The 19,990-nt window shown below is 37.6% G+C and carries 17 protein-coding genes; 13 read left to right on the top strand and 4 right to left on the bottom strand.

The features are described 5' to 3' along the window. Window positions 1-60 precede the first annotated feature (60 nt). The gene (locus tag ACH8JV_RS12875) at window positions 61-1,842 is read right to left on the bottom strand and encodes a bifunctional metallophosphatase/5'-nucleotidase (protein ID WP_396521625.1); all 1,782 of its coding nucleotides are present in this window, start codon (window positions 1,840-1,842) and stop codon (window positions 61-63) included. Window positions 1,843-2,149: 307 nt separating this feature from the next. Here ACH8JV_RS12875 and ppk1 point away from each other — a divergent pair, with 307 nt between their 5' ends. The 9 genes from ppk1 to ACH8JV_RS12830 all read left to right on the top strand — a co-directional run bounded on the left by ppk1 (window position 2,150) and on the right by ACH8JV_RS12830 (window position 10,020). After that, entirely contained in the window at window positions 2,150-4,225 is a 2,076-nt protein-coding gene (gene ppk1 / locus ACH8JV_RS12870) for a polyphosphate kinase 1 (protein WP_396521623.1), read from the top strand. 223 nt (window positions 4,226-4,448) lie between these two features. Then, window positions 4,449-4,523, top strand: coding sequence for a pyrroloquinoline quinone precursor peptide PqqA (gene pqqA, locus ACH8JV_RS12865; RefSeq protein ID WP_001982218.1), 75 nt, complete (start codon window positions 4,449-4,451; stop codon window positions 4,521-4,523). Window positions 4,524-4,598: 75 nt separating this feature from the next. Continuing rightward, entirely contained in the window at window positions 4,599-5,510 is a 912-nt protein-coding gene (gene pqqB, locus ACH8JV_RS12860) for a pyrroloquinoline quinone biosynthesis protein PqqB (protein ID WP_396521621.1), read from the top strand. Window positions 5,511-5,518: 8 nt separating this feature from the next. Continuing rightward, the gene (gene pqqC, locus ACH8JV_RS12855; RefSeq protein WP_396521618.1) at window positions 5,519-6,277 is read left to right on the top strand and encodes a pyrroloquinoline-quinone synthase PqqC; all 759 of its coding nucleotides are present in this window, start codon (window positions 5,519-5,521) and stop codon (window positions 6,275-6,277) included. Then, complete coding sequence (gene pqqD / locus ACH8JV_RS12850) at window positions 6,274-6,558, top strand: pyrroloquinoline quinone biosynthesis peptide chaperone PqqD (protein ID WP_032048213.1); 285 nt, start codon at window positions 6,274-6,276, stop codon at window positions 6,556-6,558. The genes pqqC and pqqD overlap by 4 nt, the downstream gene beginning before the upstream one ends. After that, window positions 6,555-7,709: a pyrroloquinoline quinone biosynthesis protein PqqE gene (gene pqqE / locus ACH8JV_RS12845; RefSeq protein WP_396521616.1), complete on the top strand. Its 1,155-nt coding sequence runs from the start codon at window positions 6,555-6,557 to the stop codon at window positions 7,707-7,709. The genes pqqD and pqqE overlap by 4 nt, the downstream gene beginning before the upstream one ends. 16 nt (window positions 7,710-7,725) lie before the next feature. Next, the gene (locus tag ACH8JV_RS12840) at window positions 7,726-8,778 is read left to right on the top strand and encodes a dipeptidase (RefSeq protein WP_396521614.1); all 1,053 of its coding nucleotides are present in this window, start codon (window positions 7,726-7,728) and stop codon (window positions 8,776-8,778) included. 579 nt (window positions 8,779-9,357) lie between these two features. Continuing rightward, window positions 9,358-9,534 (top strand): hypothetical protein, encoded by a 177-nt coding sequence (locus ACH8JV_RS12835; RefSeq protein WP_396521612.1) that lies wholly within the window; start codon window positions 9,358-9,360, stop codon window positions 9,532-9,534. 249 nt (window positions 9,535-9,783) lie between these two features. After that, window positions 9,784-10,020 carry a hypothetical protein gene (locus ACH8JV_RS12830; RefSeq protein WP_311087620.1) on the top strand — a complete coding sequence of 79 codons (237 nt, stop codon included), beginning with the start codon at window positions 9,784-9,786 and terminating at the stop codon, window positions 10,018-10,020. A gap of 73 nt (window positions 10,021-10,093) precedes the next feature. Here ACH8JV_RS12830 and ACH8JV_RS12825 read toward each other — a convergent pair whose 3' ends face one another. Next, window positions 10,094-13,201, bottom strand: coding sequence for an AdeB/AdeJ family multidrug efflux RND transporter permease subunit (locus ACH8JV_RS12825; RefSeq protein WP_396521610.1), 3,108 nt, complete (start codon window positions 13,199-13,201; stop codon window positions 10,094-10,096). Continuing rightward, entirely contained in the window at window positions 13,198-14,364 is a 1,167-nt protein-coding gene (locus ACH8JV_RS12820; RefSeq protein ID WP_396521608.1) for an efflux RND transporter periplasmic adaptor subunit, read from the bottom strand. The genes ACH8JV_RS12825 and ACH8JV_RS12820 overlap by 4 nt, the downstream gene beginning before the upstream one ends. Window positions 14,365-14,506: 142 nt before the next feature. Between ACH8JV_RS12820 and adeR the strand changes: the two genes are divergently transcribed. The 3 genes from adeR (at window position 14,507) to ACH8JV_RS12805 (ending at window position 16,995) form a co-directional block, all read left to right on the top strand. After that, window positions 14,507-15,238 (top strand): efflux system response regulator transcription factor AdeR, encoded by a 732-nt coding sequence (gene adeR / locus ACH8JV_RS12815; RefSeq protein ID WP_396521683.1) that lies wholly within the window; start codon window positions 14,507-14,509, stop codon window positions 15,236-15,238. Beyond that, entirely contained in the window at window positions 15,228-16,313 is a 1,086-nt protein-coding gene (gene adeS / locus ACH8JV_RS12810; RefSeq protein ID WP_396521606.1) for a two-component sensor histidine kinase AdeS, read from the top strand. Before adeR ends, adeS begins: the two co-directional genes overlap by 11 nt. 94 nt (window positions 16,314-16,407) lie before the next feature. Further along, a complete protein-coding gene (locus ACH8JV_RS12805) occupies window positions 16,408-16,995 on the top strand; it encodes a uracil-DNA glycosylase family protein (protein ID WP_396521604.1) in 588 nt (195 codons plus the stop codon). 9 nt (window positions 16,996-17,004) lie between these two features. Here the strand turns inward: ACH8JV_RS12805 and ACH8JV_RS12800 are convergent, their stop codons facing one another. Then, window positions 17,005-18,564: a phospholipase D family protein gene (locus ACH8JV_RS12800; protein WP_396521602.1), complete on the bottom strand. Its 1,560-nt coding sequence runs from the start codon at window positions 18,562-18,564 to the stop codon at window positions 17,005-17,007. A 440-nt stretch (window positions 18,565-19,004) separates the two neighbouring features. On the opposite strand from ACH8JV_RS12800, the gene ACH8JV_RS12795 reads away from it, so the two are divergent. Continuing rightward, the gene (locus tag ACH8JV_RS12795; protein WP_396521600.1) at window positions 19,005-19,472 is read left to right on the top strand and encodes a hypothetical protein; all 468 of its coding nucleotides are present in this window, start codon (window positions 19,005-19,007) and stop codon (window positions 19,470-19,472) included. Window positions 19,473-19,990: the final 518 nt, after the last annotated feature.

Raw genomic sequence — 19,990 nt, 5'->3', positions numbered from 1 at the left:
AATTTTCATATAAAAAAATAAAGGACAGCTTCTACTGTCCTTTATACGTCACTCAATCAATTACTTGATGACTTTAATTCGGGTCGTAGCCGGAATAATTAACGGTGAATTTTTAGCAACATAGCTCTCAAAGGCATCAATATCTTGACCACCACCAACACGGTTCTGACCATCCTTTAACACCGTAAAGTTGTCACCACCATCTGCCAAGAAGCTATTGACTGTTACACGGTATACCTTGGTGTCAACCAATGGGGAACCAGCAATCATAATATTGCTTGCTCTCGGTGAAACAGTTGTATTTGCTGAATATTGATAACTTAACTCTTTAGATGGTTGTAAAATTTTAGGTGAGCTTGCATTTCCACCAGTCCATTGCTGCTCAAGCACATCTCGAATTTGTTTACCGGTTAAGCTCAGCGTCACAATCGAATTACCAAAAGGTTGAACCGCAAAAATATCACCAAAGGTAATTTGATTACTGCTGTTAATCAGTAGGTCGGCACGTACACCACCTGGGTTCATGAGTGTAAAGTCCGAACCCTGATCGCTTGCTTTAAGAGCAGAGGCTTGCTGTGCATCAGCAATCATATCGCCTAGCGGGCTTTCACCACTTTCGACTTGAGTACGGCTCACAACGGCAGTAGACGTTCCAACCACACGCCCAGAAATAGTAGTTACTGCTTGACGGTATTTGTCTAAAATCGCTTCGATACTTGGTGTCTTACTAAATTTTTGATAAAGATCTGTAAGGTTTACAGTGGTGGTACCTGAAGTATAAGCCTCACTTTGAACCGGAACTTGTTTAGCATCTTTTTTAATGATGTCACCGGTTTTACCATCTAGCTCAATCTTAATATCGGTAATCAGTGTGCCATATTGACCAGCGGAAGTCAGTAAGAATGGTTTAGCCGGATTTTTAGTTGCATAGTCACAAATATAAGATTGATGCGTGTGACCTGAAACAACAATATCAACTGCCGGATTTAAGCGATCTAAAATACCTAAAATAGGCCCACTTAAACCATCACATGTTTTTTGATTAAGCTTAGTACTTGGTGCTGCACCTTCATGGACAACCACCACAAAAGCCTGAACTCCTTGTTTTTGTAGTTCAGGAATTAGGGCATTTACCGTATCTGCTTCATCACGAAATTCAACGTCTTTAATACCAGCCGCAGACACAATACTTGGAGTTGCTTTAAGCGTTAAACCAATAAATGCAACCGGAATTCCGCCATAAGTTTTGACTTTATACGCTGGAAAAATCGTTTTACTTGCATCGTTTTTCATTGCGACGTTAGCGGCAAGGAAATTAAATTTTGCACCACTAAAGTTTTTATTAATTTGGCAGGGTGCTGTGCTTGTATATTGTTGACAGCCACCATTTTGCAAACGGCGTAACTCATCTGTACCGCGGTCAAACTCATGGTTACCCACAGCATTAAAGTCAATTTGAATATCATTCATGACATCAATGGTAGGTTCATCTAAAAATAGTGAAGAAGTGAGTGGAGAAGCGCTAATTAAGTCACCTGCTGAAACAACAGCATTATTGGGATTTTGAGCTCTAAGTTTCTTAATTGCGTCTGCAAAGTAACTCACACCCCCAACTGGAATACGTACTGTCTGAGATGCATCATTTGGGTTAGCTGCATCAACGTAGCGTTTAGGCGGTTCTAAATTTCCATGAAAGTCATTAAAAGCTAAAATATCGACAGTCTGATTACTTCGTGGCGTAGATGTATTTGAATCACTGTCATTGTTATCATTACAACCGGCTAATAAAGCCATCGCCAGACATAAAGATGTTGTCTTAAATAATATATTTAAAGTCGTCATTTTTTATCAATTGGTGAATTAAGATGCATAAAAAATACGCATACTGTGTGAATATTTGATGAAAACTAAATCTTAATCAAAATCAGATGATCTTTAAAAAAATAATGCTAAGATGATGGTAGATAAGCATGATCAAAAGGAAATAGATAAGGCGCTAAAATAGATCGTAATTTTTAAGGTTTTCATAAAAAATTCATGAATTTGCAATAAAACAGTTACAAAATGTCCGGTGAATAAAATCGGTTATACATTATTAAATTAATCTTTTTTATTCATGTTCACTTTTTATCAATTATAAGAGTCAAGAATGACATCATTACCAACTTTATCTAGCTCAAACCAGCATAATTTAGAGACATATATTAATAGAGAACTCTCTTTATTAGAGTTTCATAAGCGAGTGCTTGCTCAGGCCAAAGATATTGAACACCCATTACTTGAACGTTTAAATTTTTTAATTATTTTTTCGCGTAATCTGGATGAGTTTTTTGAAATCCGTGTGGCGAGTTTAATCCAGAAAATTAGCCTAATGAGTCAAGCAACTGGGCCAGAGGGTTTGCCATTAGCAGAAGTATTAAAGCAAATTTCGAAAAATGCTCATGAAGCCGTTGAAGAGCAATATAACATTTTAAATTATACCTTGTTGCCACAGCTACAAGGCTATGGCGTTCACTTTATTCAGCACGGCGATATATTAGAAAAGCATAAAGACTGGATTAAAGAATACTTTTTTAAAGAAGTACAACCTGTAGTCACACCAATTAGTTTAGACCCTGCACATCCATTTCCAAGACTCGTCAATAAAAGCCTCAATTTTATTGTGACTTTAGAAGGTAAAGACGCTTTCGGACGTCAAATTGATTTAGCTATTGTGCCGGCACCGCGCTCTTTACCAAGACTGGTTAAAATTCCAGAACATATTTCTGGTGGTGCAGAACATTACATTTTGCTCTCGGCTATTATTCATCAGCACATCTCGGATTTATTCCCCGGCATGAAAGCGACAGGTTGTCATCAATTTCGTGTAACCCGAAATGCCGATTTAACAGTTTCTGAAGATGTAGAAGACTTGGCAGCTGCTTTAAAGGGTGAATTGTCTTCACGCCGTTTTGGTCAAGCAGTTCGTTTAGAAGTAGCAAAAAAATGTCCTGAAGAAATTGCTAACTATTTATTAGAACAATTTGATTTAGATGCTGAACATCTTTATTACGTCGATGGTCCTGTCAACTTAGCCCGCTTTATCTCAAACTTTGATTTGCCAGATTTACGCTATAAACCGTATCAACAAGTTTTACCAAAACTCCTCTACAGTAAAAAGCCAATTTTTGATGTGTTAAAAGCAGGGGATGTTTTACTTCATCATCCATTTGATTCTTTTGCACCTGTTATCAAGTTCCTTCGTGAGGCTGCACAAGACCCAAATGTCTTGGCGATTAAACAAACCTTATACCGTAGTGGAGCCAACTCAGAAATCGTTCAACTTTTGGCAGAAGCTGCGCGTAATGGAAAAGAAGTTACTGCGGTCATTGAGTTACGGGCACGTTTTGACGAAGAATCCAATATTGAAGTAGCCAACGTGTTGCAAGAAGCGGGCGCGGTTGTGGTGTATGGCATTGTTGGCTATAAAACTCACGCTAAAATGATTTTGGTCGTTCGCCGTGAACAAGACAAAATGAAAAGATATGTTCACTTGGGTACAGGCAACTATCATGCGGTGAATGCCAAAATTTATACCGATTTTGGCCTGCTTACCAGTGATGCTGAAATTTGTGAAGACGTGCATAAGATTTTTCAAGAACTGACTGGTATGGGCAAAATGGCGAAGCTTAAAAAACTTTTTCATGCACCGTTTACCTTGCACTCTCAGTTGCTAGAGCTTATTGAGCAGGAAATTAAAAATCGTCTTGCTGGCAAGAAGGCACATATCATCATTAAAGTGAATGCACTCACTGAACCGCAGCTCATTAGCGCGCTTTATAAAGCTTCCCAAGCGGGTGTACAAATTGATTTAATTATTCGTTCAATTTGCTGTTTAAGACCACAAGTTGCAGGGTTGTCCGATAATATTCGAGTACGTTCAATTGTTGGACGCTATTTAGAACATACTCGGGTTTACTATTTTTATAATGATGGTGATACAAAAGTGTTTTGCGCCAGTGCAGACTGGATGGAACGTAATTTGTTCTCGCGTATCGAAACCTGCTTCCCAATCGAAAGTAAAAAATTAAAGAAACAAGTGATTGAAGATGGGCTAAACAATTATCTAAAAGATAATCGTCAAGCGTGGGAACTACAAGCAGATGGAACTTGGATGCAATGTCAGCCTAAAGAGGGGCAAGAGCTTTATATTGCGCAGCAATACTTAATGAACTCAGCCGTGTAAAACATCCGTCATAGCAGAATATACATCTGCTATGGCCTTTTAATCGCCTTTGATTGATAAGGAGTTATTAAAATTTGGACAAAAAACACAATTATCGAACAATATCTTGTGCCAAGCTTATCTACAAACGTGACATTTTTAATTAGAATAAATTTTTAATTGCTTTATAAGATTTGATCAAGTGATTCATTTCACAAGATTAATCCTAACTGGAGAAAAATTTATGCAATGGACAAAACCAGCTTTCACTGATTTACGTATTGGTTTTGAAGTAACAATGTACTTTGAAGCACGTTAATTATTTCTATTCAAATCTGTCATAAGCCCTAGTTTTGTTCTAGGGCTTATGTCTTTCTAATAAGATATTAATTTTATGTATATTTATATTTTAGGTTCAGCGGCTGGAGGCGGCTTCCCTCAGTGGAACTGTAATTGTCCTAATTGTCATGGTGTGCGTACAGGTACGATTAATGCCAAAGTACGTACTCAATCTTCAATTGCGATCTCAGAAAACGGCATAGACTGGATTTTATTAAACGCATCACCAGATATCCGCCAACAATTATTTGACTTTAAAGCAGCTCAACCTGCGCGTAAATTACGTGACACTGGCATTACTAATGTTATTTTAATGGATAGCCAGCTTGACCATACTACTGGACTGTTAACTTTACGTGAAGGCTGTCCATTGAATGTGTGGTGTACAGAAATGGTCTATCAAGACCTGACCACAGGTTTTCCAGTCTTTAATATGTTGAAGCACTGGAATGGCGGTCTTCAATATAATGAAATTGATCCTAAACAAGCTTTTAAAATTGATGGTTTTGAAAATTTAGAATTTTTACCTTTAATTATTCAAAGCGCTGCACCACCATACTCGCCACATCGCCATGACCCGCATGAGGGCGACAATATTGCCTTAATCATCAAAGATCACAAAACACAAAAACAGTTGTTTTATGCGCCAGGGCTTGGAAAGATTGACGATCAAATCATGCAGATTATGCAAAGTTCTGATTGTGTCATGATTGACGGTACACTTTGGACCGATGATGAAATGCAACAAACGGGTGTAGGTAAAAAAACTGGCCGTGAAATGGGGCATTTATATATTAGTGGTGAAGGTGGTTCACTGTCTTATTTGAACCAACTCAATACACCGAAAAAAGTACTAATTCATATTAACAATACCAATCCGATTTTAAATGAAGACTCCGCTCAGTTTGCCGAACTAAAGGCAAATGGTGTAGAGGTTGCCTATGATGGCATGCAGATCGAACTCTAAGGTGCGCTATGACACAAACACCTGAAGCTTTAACGACTGAACAATTTAAACAGGCCATTATTGATAAAGGTCAGTATTATCATATCTATCACCCATTTCATGTGATGATGTATGAAGGAAAAGCCACTCAACAACAAATTCAGGCTTGGGTTGCAAACCGCTACTACTATCAAATCAATATTCCGCTCAAAGATGCTGCGATCATGGCAAATTGTCCTGATCAACGTGTGCGACAGGAATGGATTCAACGCATGATTGATCAGGATGGCGAATATCCTGACGGTGGTGGCCGAGAGGCTTGGCTATGTTTAGCAGAAGCTGTTGGTTTGAGCCGTGAACAAGTTATTTCCGAAGAATTGGTTTTACCGGGTGTACGCTTTGCCGTAGATGCCTATGTAAATTTCGCACGCCGTGCATCATGGCGTGAGGCAGCAAGCAGCTCTTTAACCGAATTATTTGCGCCTCAAATTCATCAGTCTCGTCTTGAGTCATGGCCACAGCATTACCCTTGGATTGATGACAAGGGCTATGAATATTTCCGCTCTCGTTTAAGTCAAGCACGCCGTGATGTTGAACACGGTTTAACAATTACGCTGGATTCATTTACCACTCATGAGCAACAACAAAGAATGCTGGAAATATTGCAGTTTAAACTGGATATTTTATGGAGCATTTTAGATGCCTTAACACTGGCATACGTACACAACGAAGCACCATATCACAGTGTGACCAAAGAACGGGTATGGCACAAAGGACTATTTAAATGAATAAAGAGCAATTTGATGTAAATCTTGTGCCGACATGGCGACAAGGTTACCGCTTTCAATTTGAACCCGCTCAAAATGGCTTTGTGATTTTATATCCTGAAGGCATGATCAAGTTAAATGAAAGTGCAGGGGCCATTGGACAGTATATTGATGGAAAAAATAACGTTTCTGCCATTATTGCCCAACTCAAGCAACAATTTGGCAATATAGCCGAAATTGACAACGATGTTATTGATTACATGTTAGTTGCCCAGCAACAGCACTGGATTGATTTTATATGACCAATGGTGTTGGTTTACCCCTATGGCTACTAGCGGAGCTAACGTATCGTTGTCCGCTACAATGTCCATATTGTTCAAACCCTTTAGACTACGCACAGCACAAAAATGAATTGAACACTCAAGAGTGGTTTGATGTTTTTGATCAAGCACGTCAAATGGGGGCTGTACAACTCGGTTTTTCGGGTGGTGAACCTTTAGTACGTCAAGATCTAGAACAGCTTGTGGCACATGCGCACCAACTTGGGTTCTACACCAACCTAATTACCTCTGGTATGGGACTTACCGAACAGCGTATTTCCCATTTAAAACAAGCTGGCCTAGACCATATTCAAATTAGCTTTCAGGCAAGTGACCCAGTTGTTAATGACGCTTTGGCAGGGTCGAAACATGCTTTTGAACAAAAGTATGAAATGTGCCGACTTGTTAAGAAATATGACTATCCGATGGTTCTTAATTTTGTGATTCATCGGCATAACATTGATCAAATTGATAAAATTATCGAGCTTTGTCTAGAACTTAATGCCGATACAGTCGAGTTAGCAATTTGTCAGTTTTATGGCTGGGCATTTTTAAACCGTCAGGGTTTATTACCAACTCAAGAACAACTCATACGTGCCGAACGTATTACCAATGAATATCGCGACAAGTTAAAAGCGCAAAATCATCCTTGCAAACTTATTTTTGTAGTGCCTGACTATTACGAAGAAAGACCAAAAGCTTGTATGAATGGCTGGGGTAAAATTTTCTTTACGGTAGCGCCAGATGGTCTGGCTTTACCTTGTCACGCCGCTAGACAGTTGCCTATTTCTTTCCCAAATGTTCGTGAACAAAGCCTATCAAAAATTTGGTATGAGTCTACCGGTTTTAATCACTTCCGTGGCGATGCATGGATGCCAGAAGGGTGTCGTAATTGTCCAGATAAAGACCGCGACTTTGGCGGCTGTCGTTGCCAAGCTTATATGTTAACAGGCGATGCAAGCAATGCAGACCCTGTCTGTGGTAAATCGCCATATCATCAGCTGATTGAACAGGCACGTGCCGAGAGTGAACTTGATTCCTCTCTAGAAAAACTGGTGTTCCGTAACACTAAAAATTCAAAGCAATTTACGGTTCAGCAAAACATTCCTGTTCAAAATATTGCAGATGAATAGCGGTGAGAACGTAAATATGAATCATGGCTCAGTTCCTGTTTTTGATGGTCATAACGATGCACTAACGCGCCTGTGGTTAAGCAATCATCGCAATCCTGCTCAAGCTTTTATTCATGACCGTTTAGCGGGACATCTCGATTTAAAACGCTGTCAAGAAGCAGGCTTTGTTGGCGGTATGTTTGCTATTTTCTTGCCACCTTTTGCCTATGTTCAGCAGCATCACCCTTATAAACTTTTTGACCAAACTTCATCTGACTTCACACAACAGCAAATTGAACAAATTTGTCTGGAACAACTCGATTTAGCAAAACAACTGGCCGAATATTCTAACGATATTCAAATTTGCACAACTGTTCAGGATATTCAGAACTGTTTAGCAAAACAAAAGTTAGCCATTGTATTGCATATGGAAGGCGCCGAAGCATTACAGCACAATCCAGATTTACTCGATGTATTTTATGATGCAGGGCTTCGTAGCATTGGACCGCTTTGGAATAGATCCAGTCGTTTTGGACATGGTTTAAATGCTAAGTTTCCCCATTCACCCGACACGGGAGCTGGCCTTACACACGATGGTAAAGCATTTATAAAACGCTGTGCTGATAAAAAAATGGTGATTGATGTTTCCCATATGAATGAAAAAGCTTTTTGGGATACAGCTAACATTCTTCAGCAGCCAATTGTCGCGACTCATTCGAATGTGCATGCTTTATGTCCACAAGCCAGAAACCTAACAAATGACCAACTCAAAGCGATCAGAGACTCTAAAGGCATAGTTGGGGTAAATTTTGATGTGGCTTTTTTACGTAAAGACGGGCAACGTGATGCCAACACATCCATTGATGTACTTTTAGAGCATCTTGAATATTTAATAGATCAAATGGGGGAAGATCATGTCGGTTTTGGTTCCGACTTTGATGGAGCACTCATTAGCCATGAAATTGAAGATGTGAGGGGGCTACAACTACTCATTGAAGCAATGCAAAAAAGGCATTATTCAAATGAGACTATAGAAAAAATTTGTTTTTCTAACTGGTTAACCGTACTAAATCGCATTCTAAGTAAATAATTTATTGCTAAACATATTGAAAATAGCGAATTATTTTGCATTTTTTATTGGCCGAAATGACTAAAAAAAGTACAAATGGTTTAATTGTCAACCATTCGGTAAATTAATTAGAATCGATATTACTAAATGTAAGAACATTTGGTATTTCAGGTCTTTAGTGGTTTTCACGTGCGCCCATTTCTTTATGAGAAGTAGAAATGGGCGTTTTTTATTGCTCAATTATAAAATGTGAATCTCATCACAAGAATGACCAATTAATTGCAAATGATCCCTTTCCCATCTTGACTAAAAGTTCAGCATTAAATACATTGGAATTGTATTTAAAGATAAATAAGATTGCTTAAAGCAATTAATAATACTGCTTAATCCTGAAATACAGTAGAAAGCCTATTCTATTTTTAGAATAGGCTTTTTGCTTTGTATTAAAATTTATTTTTGAAACTATTACACTCTTCAATTAACATAAAAATTAAATACCTTACAAAAGCGGTTCAAATCAAAGCCCTTAAATAACAAAGAATGTGCTATTAATTTAAGTTGATTTCTCAAAAGTTTCTCCGTCAACTGAAGAGGTGCAAAATGTTAAAATCAATTTTAGTACTAGGAACAGGTATTGCTATTGGCATGTGCGTGTACAAGAAGAAGCAAAAAAACAGTAAGAGCTTTAGTACCGATAACGATGCTGACTCATTGACTAGTAAGGATAATAATAAAAACAAAGATGATAATTCACTCGACAATGCTGTACAGGTTTAAAGTTAAATAAAGGGGTTCATACGTGGACCCTTTAAATATGCTCTTATAAATTAAATTTACTTAAAATAAGGAAGCTTTTTATAAGCTAGTTTAATAATAACTCCTATTTTAAATAATTATTTCACTATTCATTTAATTATTAAATAAATATGTTTAAAACAAAAAAAAACTTCAAATGCTAAATTTTACATGTTGTAGCAAAACACCCTTTATTATTTTTAACGTTAAGAATAAAAAATGGAGACTAAAATGTCTAAACGTCATATTTTAAAAGAAGTTAATGCAAAAAGTATGTGTGGTATGGAAATTGTGGTCGAGCAAATTTTTGAAAATGCACTTGAAAAAAGTTTGGCTTCAACTGCAATAGAACAAAACTGGTTACCGCTTTCCAAGATTGTGATTTCAGACAAAGTCATCAATTTAGATCAAGACAATACTTTTGCTCATCCAAGAACAGGTAAAGTTTTTAAGGTCTTAAACTCTTAAACAATTTGGTTTTAGCATGAATATAAAAGAAATAATTGAGGCGAAACACTTAACTGTTTCGCCTCAATCAGTTTTATGGATTAGTTTTCTTCTTTAAAAATAGTTTCTCTGCGGCTCCCAACACAAAAATAAAGAAGACCGGTACGAAAAATATAGCCAGAATAGTCGCAGAGATCATACCTCCAAATACACCAGTCCCTAGAGCATGCTGAGTTTCTGAACTCGCACCACTTGCAATTACCAACGGAATCACACCACAAGTAAAGGCAAGGGAAGTCATTAAAATTGGACGTAAACGTAGCTTCGCTGCCGCAACCGCTGCTTCAATTAAGCTCATACCTTCTTCTTTAAGCATTTTTGCAAACTCAACAATTAAGATCGCGTTTTTGGCAGATAAACCAATAATAGTAATCAGACCAATTTTGAAGAAAATATCATTTGGCATTCCTCTTAACATAATAGCCAAAATAGCCCCAAAAATACCTAAAGGAACAACCAACATAACTGACAGGGGAATTGACCAACTTTCATAAAGTGCAGCTAACACTAAGAATACGACCAACATCGATAAAGCAATTAGAAATGCCATTTGCGATTCAGACTGTTTTTCTTGCAAAGAAATACCTGTCCATTCATAGCCAATTCCTTGAGGAAGTTTGGCAATCAATTTTTCCATTTCTCGCATTGCATCGCCTGAAGAAACTCCAATATTAGGAACCCCAGCAATACTTAATGAAGGACGGCCATTATATCGATTATATTGCTGCGGCAACTTGTTCCACTGTGGAGTGACCACCTCAGATAAAGACACCAGTTGTCCATTTGCGCCTGCAACCTTCAAGTTCAAAATATCTTTTAAATGCATGCGCGATTGTGCATTAGCTTGAACAATGACCTGCTGCATACGACCTTGATTTGGGAAGTCATTGATATACATTGACCCCATAGAAGTCGAAATAATATCTGAAACAGAAGCAAAGCTAACACCTAAGGTATTTAACTTCTCACGGTCTATTTTCAAACTAATATTGTCACCTTGTGGCAAGCCTTCTGGATAAACCATATAAAACTTTTTGTTTTGAGCGGCCATTTCCATGAGTTTATTTTGCGCCGAAATTAAAGCCGGCATTCCTAAATTGGCCTTATCTTGTAAACGCAAGCTAAAGCCTGAAGAGGTACCTAACTCATCAATGGCTGGAGGAAGTACAGACATCGTTGTACCTTCCTTACTTTTCGCCATTTCTGCATTAACAAAGTTGGTATAGTCAGTTGTAGATTTATCACGTTCACCAAAATCTTTTAAGGTTGTAAAAGCGAGCGCAACGTTTTGGCCAGCGCCACTAAATCCCCAACCCATAATTGAAATATTGCTTTTTACATCTGATTGTTCATTTAGATGACCTTCAAACTCTTTGACAATTTTTTGAGTCCGTTCTGCAGTTGCATCAGAAGGTAATTGGAACGAAGTTAAAAACCAGCCTTGATCTTCTTCAGGCATAAAGGCAGTTGGCCAATATTTAATACCTGCAAAAGTTAGGCCTGTAATCCCCACAAAAATGATGAATGTAGGAATCGTATGTTTAACAACTTTTAAAAGAATAACTTCATACTTTTTTGTGACCTTATCAAAGCTTCGATCAAACCATGCATAAAATCCTTTCTTTTGATGGTGGGCATCAATTGGTTTGAGCAAGGTTGCACAAAGTGCGGGGGTTAAGGTTAAAGCTAAAAATGCCGAGAATAAAATTGAAACCGACATGGTAATCGTAAATTGGCGATAGATAATACCAACTGAACCACTTGCCAAAGCCATTGGTAAAAATACAGCCGCTAACACCAAGGTAATACCAATAATTGGGCTGGTAATCTCTGTCATGGCTTTAGAGGTCGCTTCTTTAGGCGATAAGCCTTCAGTTGCCATAATCCGTTCAACATTCTCGACCACCACAATCGCATCATCGACAATAATCCCGATGGCAAGCACCATACCGAACATGGTCAACACATTAATTGAGTAACCTGTCAAAAGCATGATGGTAAAGGTGCCGAGCAGGGCAATTGGTGCCACGATCGCAGGAATTAAGGTATAGCGAACATTATGAAGAAATACATACATCACAATAAAAACCAGCACCATGGCTTCAAGTAAGGTATGCACTACTTTTTCTATCGAGATTTTAACGAAAGGTGCAGTGTCATAAGGAATACTGAATTGCATTCCTTCGGGTAAGTTTACTTTTAATTCATCGAGTTTCTGCTTTACCGCATCGGCTGTTTTTACTGCATTTGCACCAGGACTGAGCTGAATTGCCGCAGCCGTTGCAGGTTTACCATTTTCTAAAATTGCAAAGCTATACGATTGCGCACCCATTTCTACACCGGCTACATCCGATAACTTAATATGAGCACCGCTAATATTGCTCTTTAAGCTAATATTCTTAAACTGCTCAACTGTTTCGAGTTGCCCTTGAGCAGATAAAGGTACTGTAATTAGCTGCCCGCTAACTAAAGGGCGGTCACCAAGCCGACCTGGTGCAATATCAATGTTATTGCTGCGAATCGCATTGTTTACATCACTAATCGATAGACCATAAGAAATCAATTTATTGGGGTCAACCCAAATCCGCATTGCTTTTTCAGCACCAAAAGACTGAATTTTTCCGACACCCTCAACACGTTTCAGTTCTTCGACCACATTACGAACTAAGTAATCACTTAAATCGACTTCTGAATAACGATGGTTAGGTGAGTTTAAACCGACCAGCATTAAAAAGCCCGAGGATGATGCTTCGACTGCTAAACCTTGTTGACGAACAACTTGCGGTAAGCGGGCTTCAACCGCTTTAATCTTATTTTGTACGTCAATCTGAGCCATATCGACATCAGTACCGGGCTTAAATGTCGCAGTAATTTCAGCAGTTCCTGACGAATCAGTTGTCGCACTATAGTAGAGTAAATTTTTTACTCCAGACATTTCCCGTTCAATGAGCGTAATCACGCTATCATTAATCGTTTTGGGAGTAGCGCCAGGATAGCTTGCCGTAATGTTCACCTGAGGAGGTGCAACACTTGGAAAGCGTGCAATAGGCAACTTTGGAATACTCAGTACACCAAATAAAATAATAAAAATCGCAATTACCCATGCAAAAACAGGCCGGCGAATAAAGAATTGAGACATCATTTAGCATCTCCTTGCTTCACCGTGTTTTCTGCCGAGGCGACTTTCCATGCTGAAATCGCTAGCTTTTGGTTAGGCTGAATACGCTCAATCCCTTCAACGACAACTTTATCTCCAGCTTTCAATCCCTTATTGATGAGATAAAATTGTTGATATTGTTGGCCTAGCTCTACAGGGCGTATATCTGCACCACCTTTGGTATTTACAATATAAACTTGTGGGTCGCCGTTCATATTGCGCTGAATAGCTTGTTCCGGAACAAGTAAAGCTTGTGGAACAGAAGCGCGTTCAATATTGACGCGAACATACATGCCCGGTAGTAATTTTCTTTCAGGATTGGTCACTTCAATACGGATGGTGACATCACCCGTTTCAGGGTCAACATTAATATCTTCAAAAAGCATTTTTGCCGATACGTTATAAGGTTGTCCCAAACTATTCAAAATTTGCACACCTTTTTGATTGTTGGCAGATAATTCTCCGCTTTGTAAGGCTGCCTTTAAGCGCTCATATTCACCAATAGATTGTTTTACATCGACATAAACACGGTCAATTTGTTGAATGGTAGCCATTGTATTGCTATCAGCTTGGCTGACTAGAGCACCTTCGGTCACAAACGATTTACCAATACGGCCTGAAATTGGCGCTCGCACTGTGGCGTACTGTAAATTAAGATTTTGACGAGCCAGCAAAGCTTTCATTTGGGCAACATCTGCAATCGCTTGTCGATATTGCGACTCGGCATTACTTACTTCTTGCTTACTAATTGCGTTGCTTGGTAAGAGTTGTTGATAGCGTTCAAGTTGTACTTTTAAACGATTAACTTCTGCTTCTGCTTTATTTAGGCCAGCTCGATTACTATTTACATCAGCTTCAAAAATTTCCGAGTTTATTTTATATAAAGGTTGTCCAGCCTTGACTTCACTACCTTGGGTGAACAGAACTTTTTCAACAATACCGCCTACCTGAGGACGAATTTCGGCTGTACGGAAAGCCTGAACTCGTGCAGGTAGGTTTTCACTAAAGTTCACAGACTGCGGTTGAATTGCTAAAACAGTGACTTTAGCTTCTGGTGCTTGAGCTTGATCTGTCGCTTGTTCTTTACCACAACCATGCAAAACAAGACTAATTGAGAATATGAATGGAACTAAAAAATGCTTCTGCACTTTTGTAACACCTAATGGACTTCTAGATGCTGGCATTATTTTTGATGTGTGTGTAACTAAAATCACTAATATGTGGAAAAAGTGTGGAGATTTACGGAAAAATGCGCGTATCATAAATCAAATTTTCTTGCGTTTTATTGCTATGTTCGAGTCAACCTTTACGTTTAATTGTCAGGATAAGCTTATTCTTGTGGTAGAAGATGACTATGATATTGGCGATATTATTGAGCATTATTTAAAACGCGAAGGCATGCGTGTCGTACGTGCCATGAATGGTAAACAGGCCATTGAAATACATGCAACTCAGCCTATTGATTTGGTCATACTCGATATAAAAATGCCCGAATTAAGTGGATGGGAAGTTCTAAATAAAATTCGGCAAAAAGCAGCTACACCTGTGATTATGCTAACTGCTTTAGATCAAGAAATTGATAAAGTCATGGCTCTTAGAATTGGGGCAGATGACTTTGTTGTAAAACCATTTAATCCCAATGAAGTGGTTGCACGCGTACAAGCAGTATTACGGCGCACCCAACAAAATCAGCAAATGTCTAACCGAAATCTGATTTATAAAAGTATTGAGGTTAATACCGAAATTCATACTGCCTATATATATTTAGGTACCAAGCAACAAGCGCTTAATTTGACCCTGACTGAATACAAAATTTTGCTATTAATGCTACCTCATCCACATAAAGTTTTTACCCGTTCTGAATTGATGAATCATTGCTTACCAGATCGTGATGCGCTTGAGCGTACTGTTGATAGCCATGTCAGTAAGCTACGAAAGAAAATGGAAGAGCTAGGTTTAGAGAACATGCTAATTAATGTTCGTGGAGTAGGCTACCGTTTGGATAATCCGCATGAAAAATAAAACCGGCATTAGTAAACAACTGATTATTGCACTTAGCTTTACCAGTCTAATTGTTACGTTGAGTTCGCTCATATTAGGTTATGGTACTTATTATGTTGCGATCGAAGTTGGTCTTATTTCTCTTGAAAAATTAAAAGAAAGCGATGAGTTTTTCCACTATTTAGACGGCGTATGGTTATTCGCCGTGCTTTTGTTTGGTACGGCATTTTCAATTATTTTGGGTATCAAGCTTGCTCAACGTTTTATTGTGCCGATTAATCTATTAGCAGATGCAGCAAAAAAAATTAGTCAGGGTGATTTATCTGCACGTGTGGACAGCCCTATGCATCATACTTCCGAAATTGCTGAACTGATGCATAATTTTAATGATATGGCTCAAAAGCTTGAAACTTCTGTACAAAACGCTCATGTCTGGAATGCTGCCATTGCCCATGAGCTAAGAACACCTGTTACAATTTTACAAGGACGGCTACAAGGTATTATTGATGGTGTCTTTAAACCCGAGCCGGCTTTATTTAAAAATTTACTGAGTCAAGTTGAAGGATTATCGAACCTTGTGGAAGACTTACGTACTCTAAGTCTTTTTGAAAACCAACAGCTCAGACTTAATATTGAAACGATAAATTTTAATGAGACTGCCTATAAAGTCGTGCACATGTTTCAAGAAAAACTACAAACTGCTCAACTTAAAGTAGCTTTCAATATTCGAGCACCAGAAGTGAAATGTGATCATAGACGAATAGAACAAATTTTAATTGCTTTACTTGATAATGCCACGCGATATGCAAATCCGGGCAAGTTAAAAATTTCTACCCAATATCATCAACATGATTGGGTGCTAGAAATAGAAGATGAAGGACCAGGTATTTCAGCTGAGCACCATAAAGAATTATTTAATCCTTTTTTTCGGCTTGAGCAGTCAAGAAATAAAGAGCTAGGCGGAACTGGCTTAGGACTTTCAGTTGTACAAGCGCTGGTGATTGCACACAAAGGGAAGGTTGATTACATCAACCAAAATTCACACAGCATTTTTAAAATTAGCATTCCTCAACAAGTGGGAAATGAAATAACTTAACGCTTTCGTTAACAGAATTTGCATTTCTTGACTCGTGATTAACCTAAAAATGCGTTAAGTTACTTATAAATTTTGAAGTAAATAATGATTTTTTATGATAATTGAGATAGAAACCCATCCACTACAACCATTTTTACCTGAAAATGCCCGTTTATTAATGCTGGGGAGTTTTCCGCCGCCCCGTAATAAATGGAAGATGGACTTTTACTATCCAAACTTTCAAAATGACATGTGGAGAATTTTTGGCTTAATCTTCTTCCAAGATAAAACCTATTTTTTTAGTGAAAATCAGAAAACATTTAATGAAGAACGGATCCGAAATTTCTTAACTGAAACAGGTATAGCCATTTTCGATACGGCTTATCAAATTAAACGCCTCAAGGGTAATGCTTCCGATAAATTTCTGGAAATTGTGACTCCAACAGATTTGGCTGCTTTACTTCAGCAAATTCCTTTATGTCAGACGATTATGACGACAGGCGACAAAGCCACTGATACTTTAATTTCGGTTTTACCTGAAAACACTGAAAAACCTTTAATTGGGACATCGACATCAACTTACTTTGCAGACCGTAATATTCATTTATATCGATTACCATCCTCTTCTAGAGCCTATCCATTAGCTCTTGAGAAGAAAGCGGAAGCCTATCAAAAATTCTTTAGTGAAATTGGATTCTTGTAATATTCAAAATTACATCATCCATTCAATGGGCAGGTAAGAAACAGCTTTAATCATTGTTCTTTGAAAGCGACTAGTTCCCGGGTCTTTATCATATTCAATAACTTGCCCATTGGACTGATAATCTAGCCAAGTAATTTGCCCTTGGCTATTCAGTTTTAGTTGATAGGCTACTTGCGGCAAATGCCGATCTAACATGACCGAAATTTGGGTTTGTAACTGGCTAGATTCGATCACTAAGCCAACTTCGGTATTTAAGTAAGTAGAGCGGGGGTCAAAGTTAAAAGAACCAATAAATACTTTGCCATCTACATCAAAAAATTTCGCATGCAAACTTGATTTATTTTTACCCTTTGCCGGTATAACGCTCCCCGTTACAATTTCGTACCAAGTTCTACGCCGCCGTTCTAACACAGGTTTAAACTCGTAAAGCTCAATGCCATTTTTAAGCATTTCTACGCGGTATTGGCTATAAAAAGCATGTACGATCGCAACATCGTTCGCAGCAAAAGAGTTGGTTAAAGCACGAATTTTGATTCCTTGAACTCGTAGTTGCTTTAAATAATAAGTACCTTGTTGTGTCGGTACAAAATAAGCCGAAGCGAGTTCTAAGTGCTGCTTAGGTTTACCCATAATAGACATGACTTGCCCATAAAGCATTTCATGTTCAGTTGCAGTACCCAAAATCTTCTTGGGCGAGTCTGCTACAAAGTGTGCTTTAGACCACTGAATAGGGTTATGTTCTAAAAGCTCTTTTAAATAGCTCTGCGCATCATAAAGCTTATCTTCAGTAAGGCTATGGTCTTCATGGTGTAATTGTTCATAATGCTCTCTTAAAGCTTTTAAATGATGCTCAGCACAAGTTCCAATAATGTCAGTTGCATTTACACTTAAGGTACTTTCCCAAAAATCGGCAAATACAGCTTGGGCATGCCTTACGGCATCCCCATAGAACAAAATATCCATATCTGTAAATTGAAACTTACTGCTTGCTTCAAAGTATTCACTACTAATATTTCTACCGCCTGTTACTGCAATCGAAGCATCTGCAATAATGAGCTTGTTATGCATGCGGTGATTTACTTTTTTGAACCGAAAAATATAGTCAAAAATACGTAGATATCGAAACTTATAGGGATTAAATAATCTAATTTCAAAATTGGTATGCTGTGAAAGACTTCTTAATATGCCATCAAGTTTTATGCCGTTTTGATCATCAATTAAAAGTCGAACTTTAATACCTCGATCTGCCGCCTTAAGCAGTTCATGCAATATGAGGTTACCCACAAAATCATTGGTCCAAATGTAATATTGTAGATCTATCGTTTCCTTGGCATTTCTAATTAAATAGATACGTGAGGCGATACTCATAAATGCATCATCAAGGGCTACAAAGGCGGTAAGACCCTGACGCGTTTTTTCTTCTGCTGCATCATCATTTAACCAGTTATTTGTCTTTATCACTATATCTTTCTCATTAGGATCGTATCTATCTGTATAAGAAGGTAAATCAGTAAAACCCCAAGCACTTAAGGCCATATTACTATATTGCTGATATAGCTGATTGATCATGTAAGCATTTAATTTGCATCCAAGTTAGGCTTATCTGAGCATTCTTATATTCAATTTATATGTCAAAAATCACAATAACTGTATGATTTTGTTGTGTTCTAAAAGAGAATGAAAATAAAGTTTATTAAAAACAATGTTTTATATAATATTTTAAAATTTCGCTTAAAGGTCTGTTAATCGATAATTTTTGATTATGTGAGCTGCATTTTACTGCAAGAAATTATTTCGATAATTTAGGAGTTTTATCGATAAAATAGTGTTGTAATTCTCATTATTTTTATAAGTTGTGCTTTAATAAATAATAGAGATGCACAAGTTCACATTACTTACATTTAGTTCACGAACAACTACATTAAAACACATGATTTCTATCATACTTCCTTAAAAAGCTGAGTAAGCAACCTACCAAAAAATGGAAGGGAGAAGGAAGGAGATAGGAAATGCCACAATATTTAATGATTGCTGAAAAGGTATATAAGAAAATTAAAGAAAATGATCTTTTCTCTGATACTCCGACCGAACACTTAAATAACTTGATAGGCGTAATCCGTAAAGAGATTAAAGGTACAAAATTTAAGCTGAAATATAACTTTATTGACTTTGAAGAATGTCTGACAAAGCCCCTAGATGAATGCACTGTTAAAATTGATATTAGCCTAATGCCTAGCCATAAGAATAAGGATGAATATATTTTATGGTTAGCAGGATTTATAGAAAGAATGACTACAGGTGGGGAGGCTCAACTTCCTCCTATTTCAAAGTTTATTCCTCCAGATTTTAAATTTAACTGTGAATTTGATAGCGCTAAGGCTCAGCCATTAGCGGTCCAGACAGATGATGAAGGTGAGCTCATCATTAATTACTTTAAATCAGAAGCGTTCATGAAAATTATAAACGAAGAAAAATAACTTAAAGAATATAGAAGTGTTTCCACCACACTTCTATGTATCGCTGTCAAAATTCAGCGACCGCCTTCTGGGGCGGTTTTTTTGATCTTAACAATCTATGTTGATGGATCTATTCACATAAGTTTTCACTGTGAACATAACTCGCTTGTTCGCTATAAAAACAGATACAGAAATCAATGTTAGTTTTTAATTATCTTCACTCATGAAGGAGATATAGAAATTTTAAAATACATTCTTTTCTTTGACCCCGAGCTTTTCTCGTATTTTTCAAAAAAAGATAGGGTTAAAGGCTCTTTTGTAGACAGTTTAGTCTAGATGTATTCTGTAGCTATAAAGAACTTTCATATGTGGTAGTTTTTTAAAAGGAGGTGTCTATGCTCCATAATTTTAGACAGTTTTTCTGTATGCACATATGGGAATACGACTTTGATATTTCACATGATGAAGTAAGAGAATGCAGGAAATGTGGGAAAATTCATAAAATGAAGAATTCCCATAAAATGACTTAAGATTAAAGT

Source organism: Acinetobacter sp. ABJ_C5_2 (assembly GCF_044538485.1).
GTDB lineage: Bacteria > Pseudomonadota > Gammaproteobacteria > Pseudomonadales > Moraxellaceae > Acinetobacter > Acinetobacter nosocomialis_A.
This window is presented reverse-complemented; position numbering and strand designations above follow the sequence as displayed.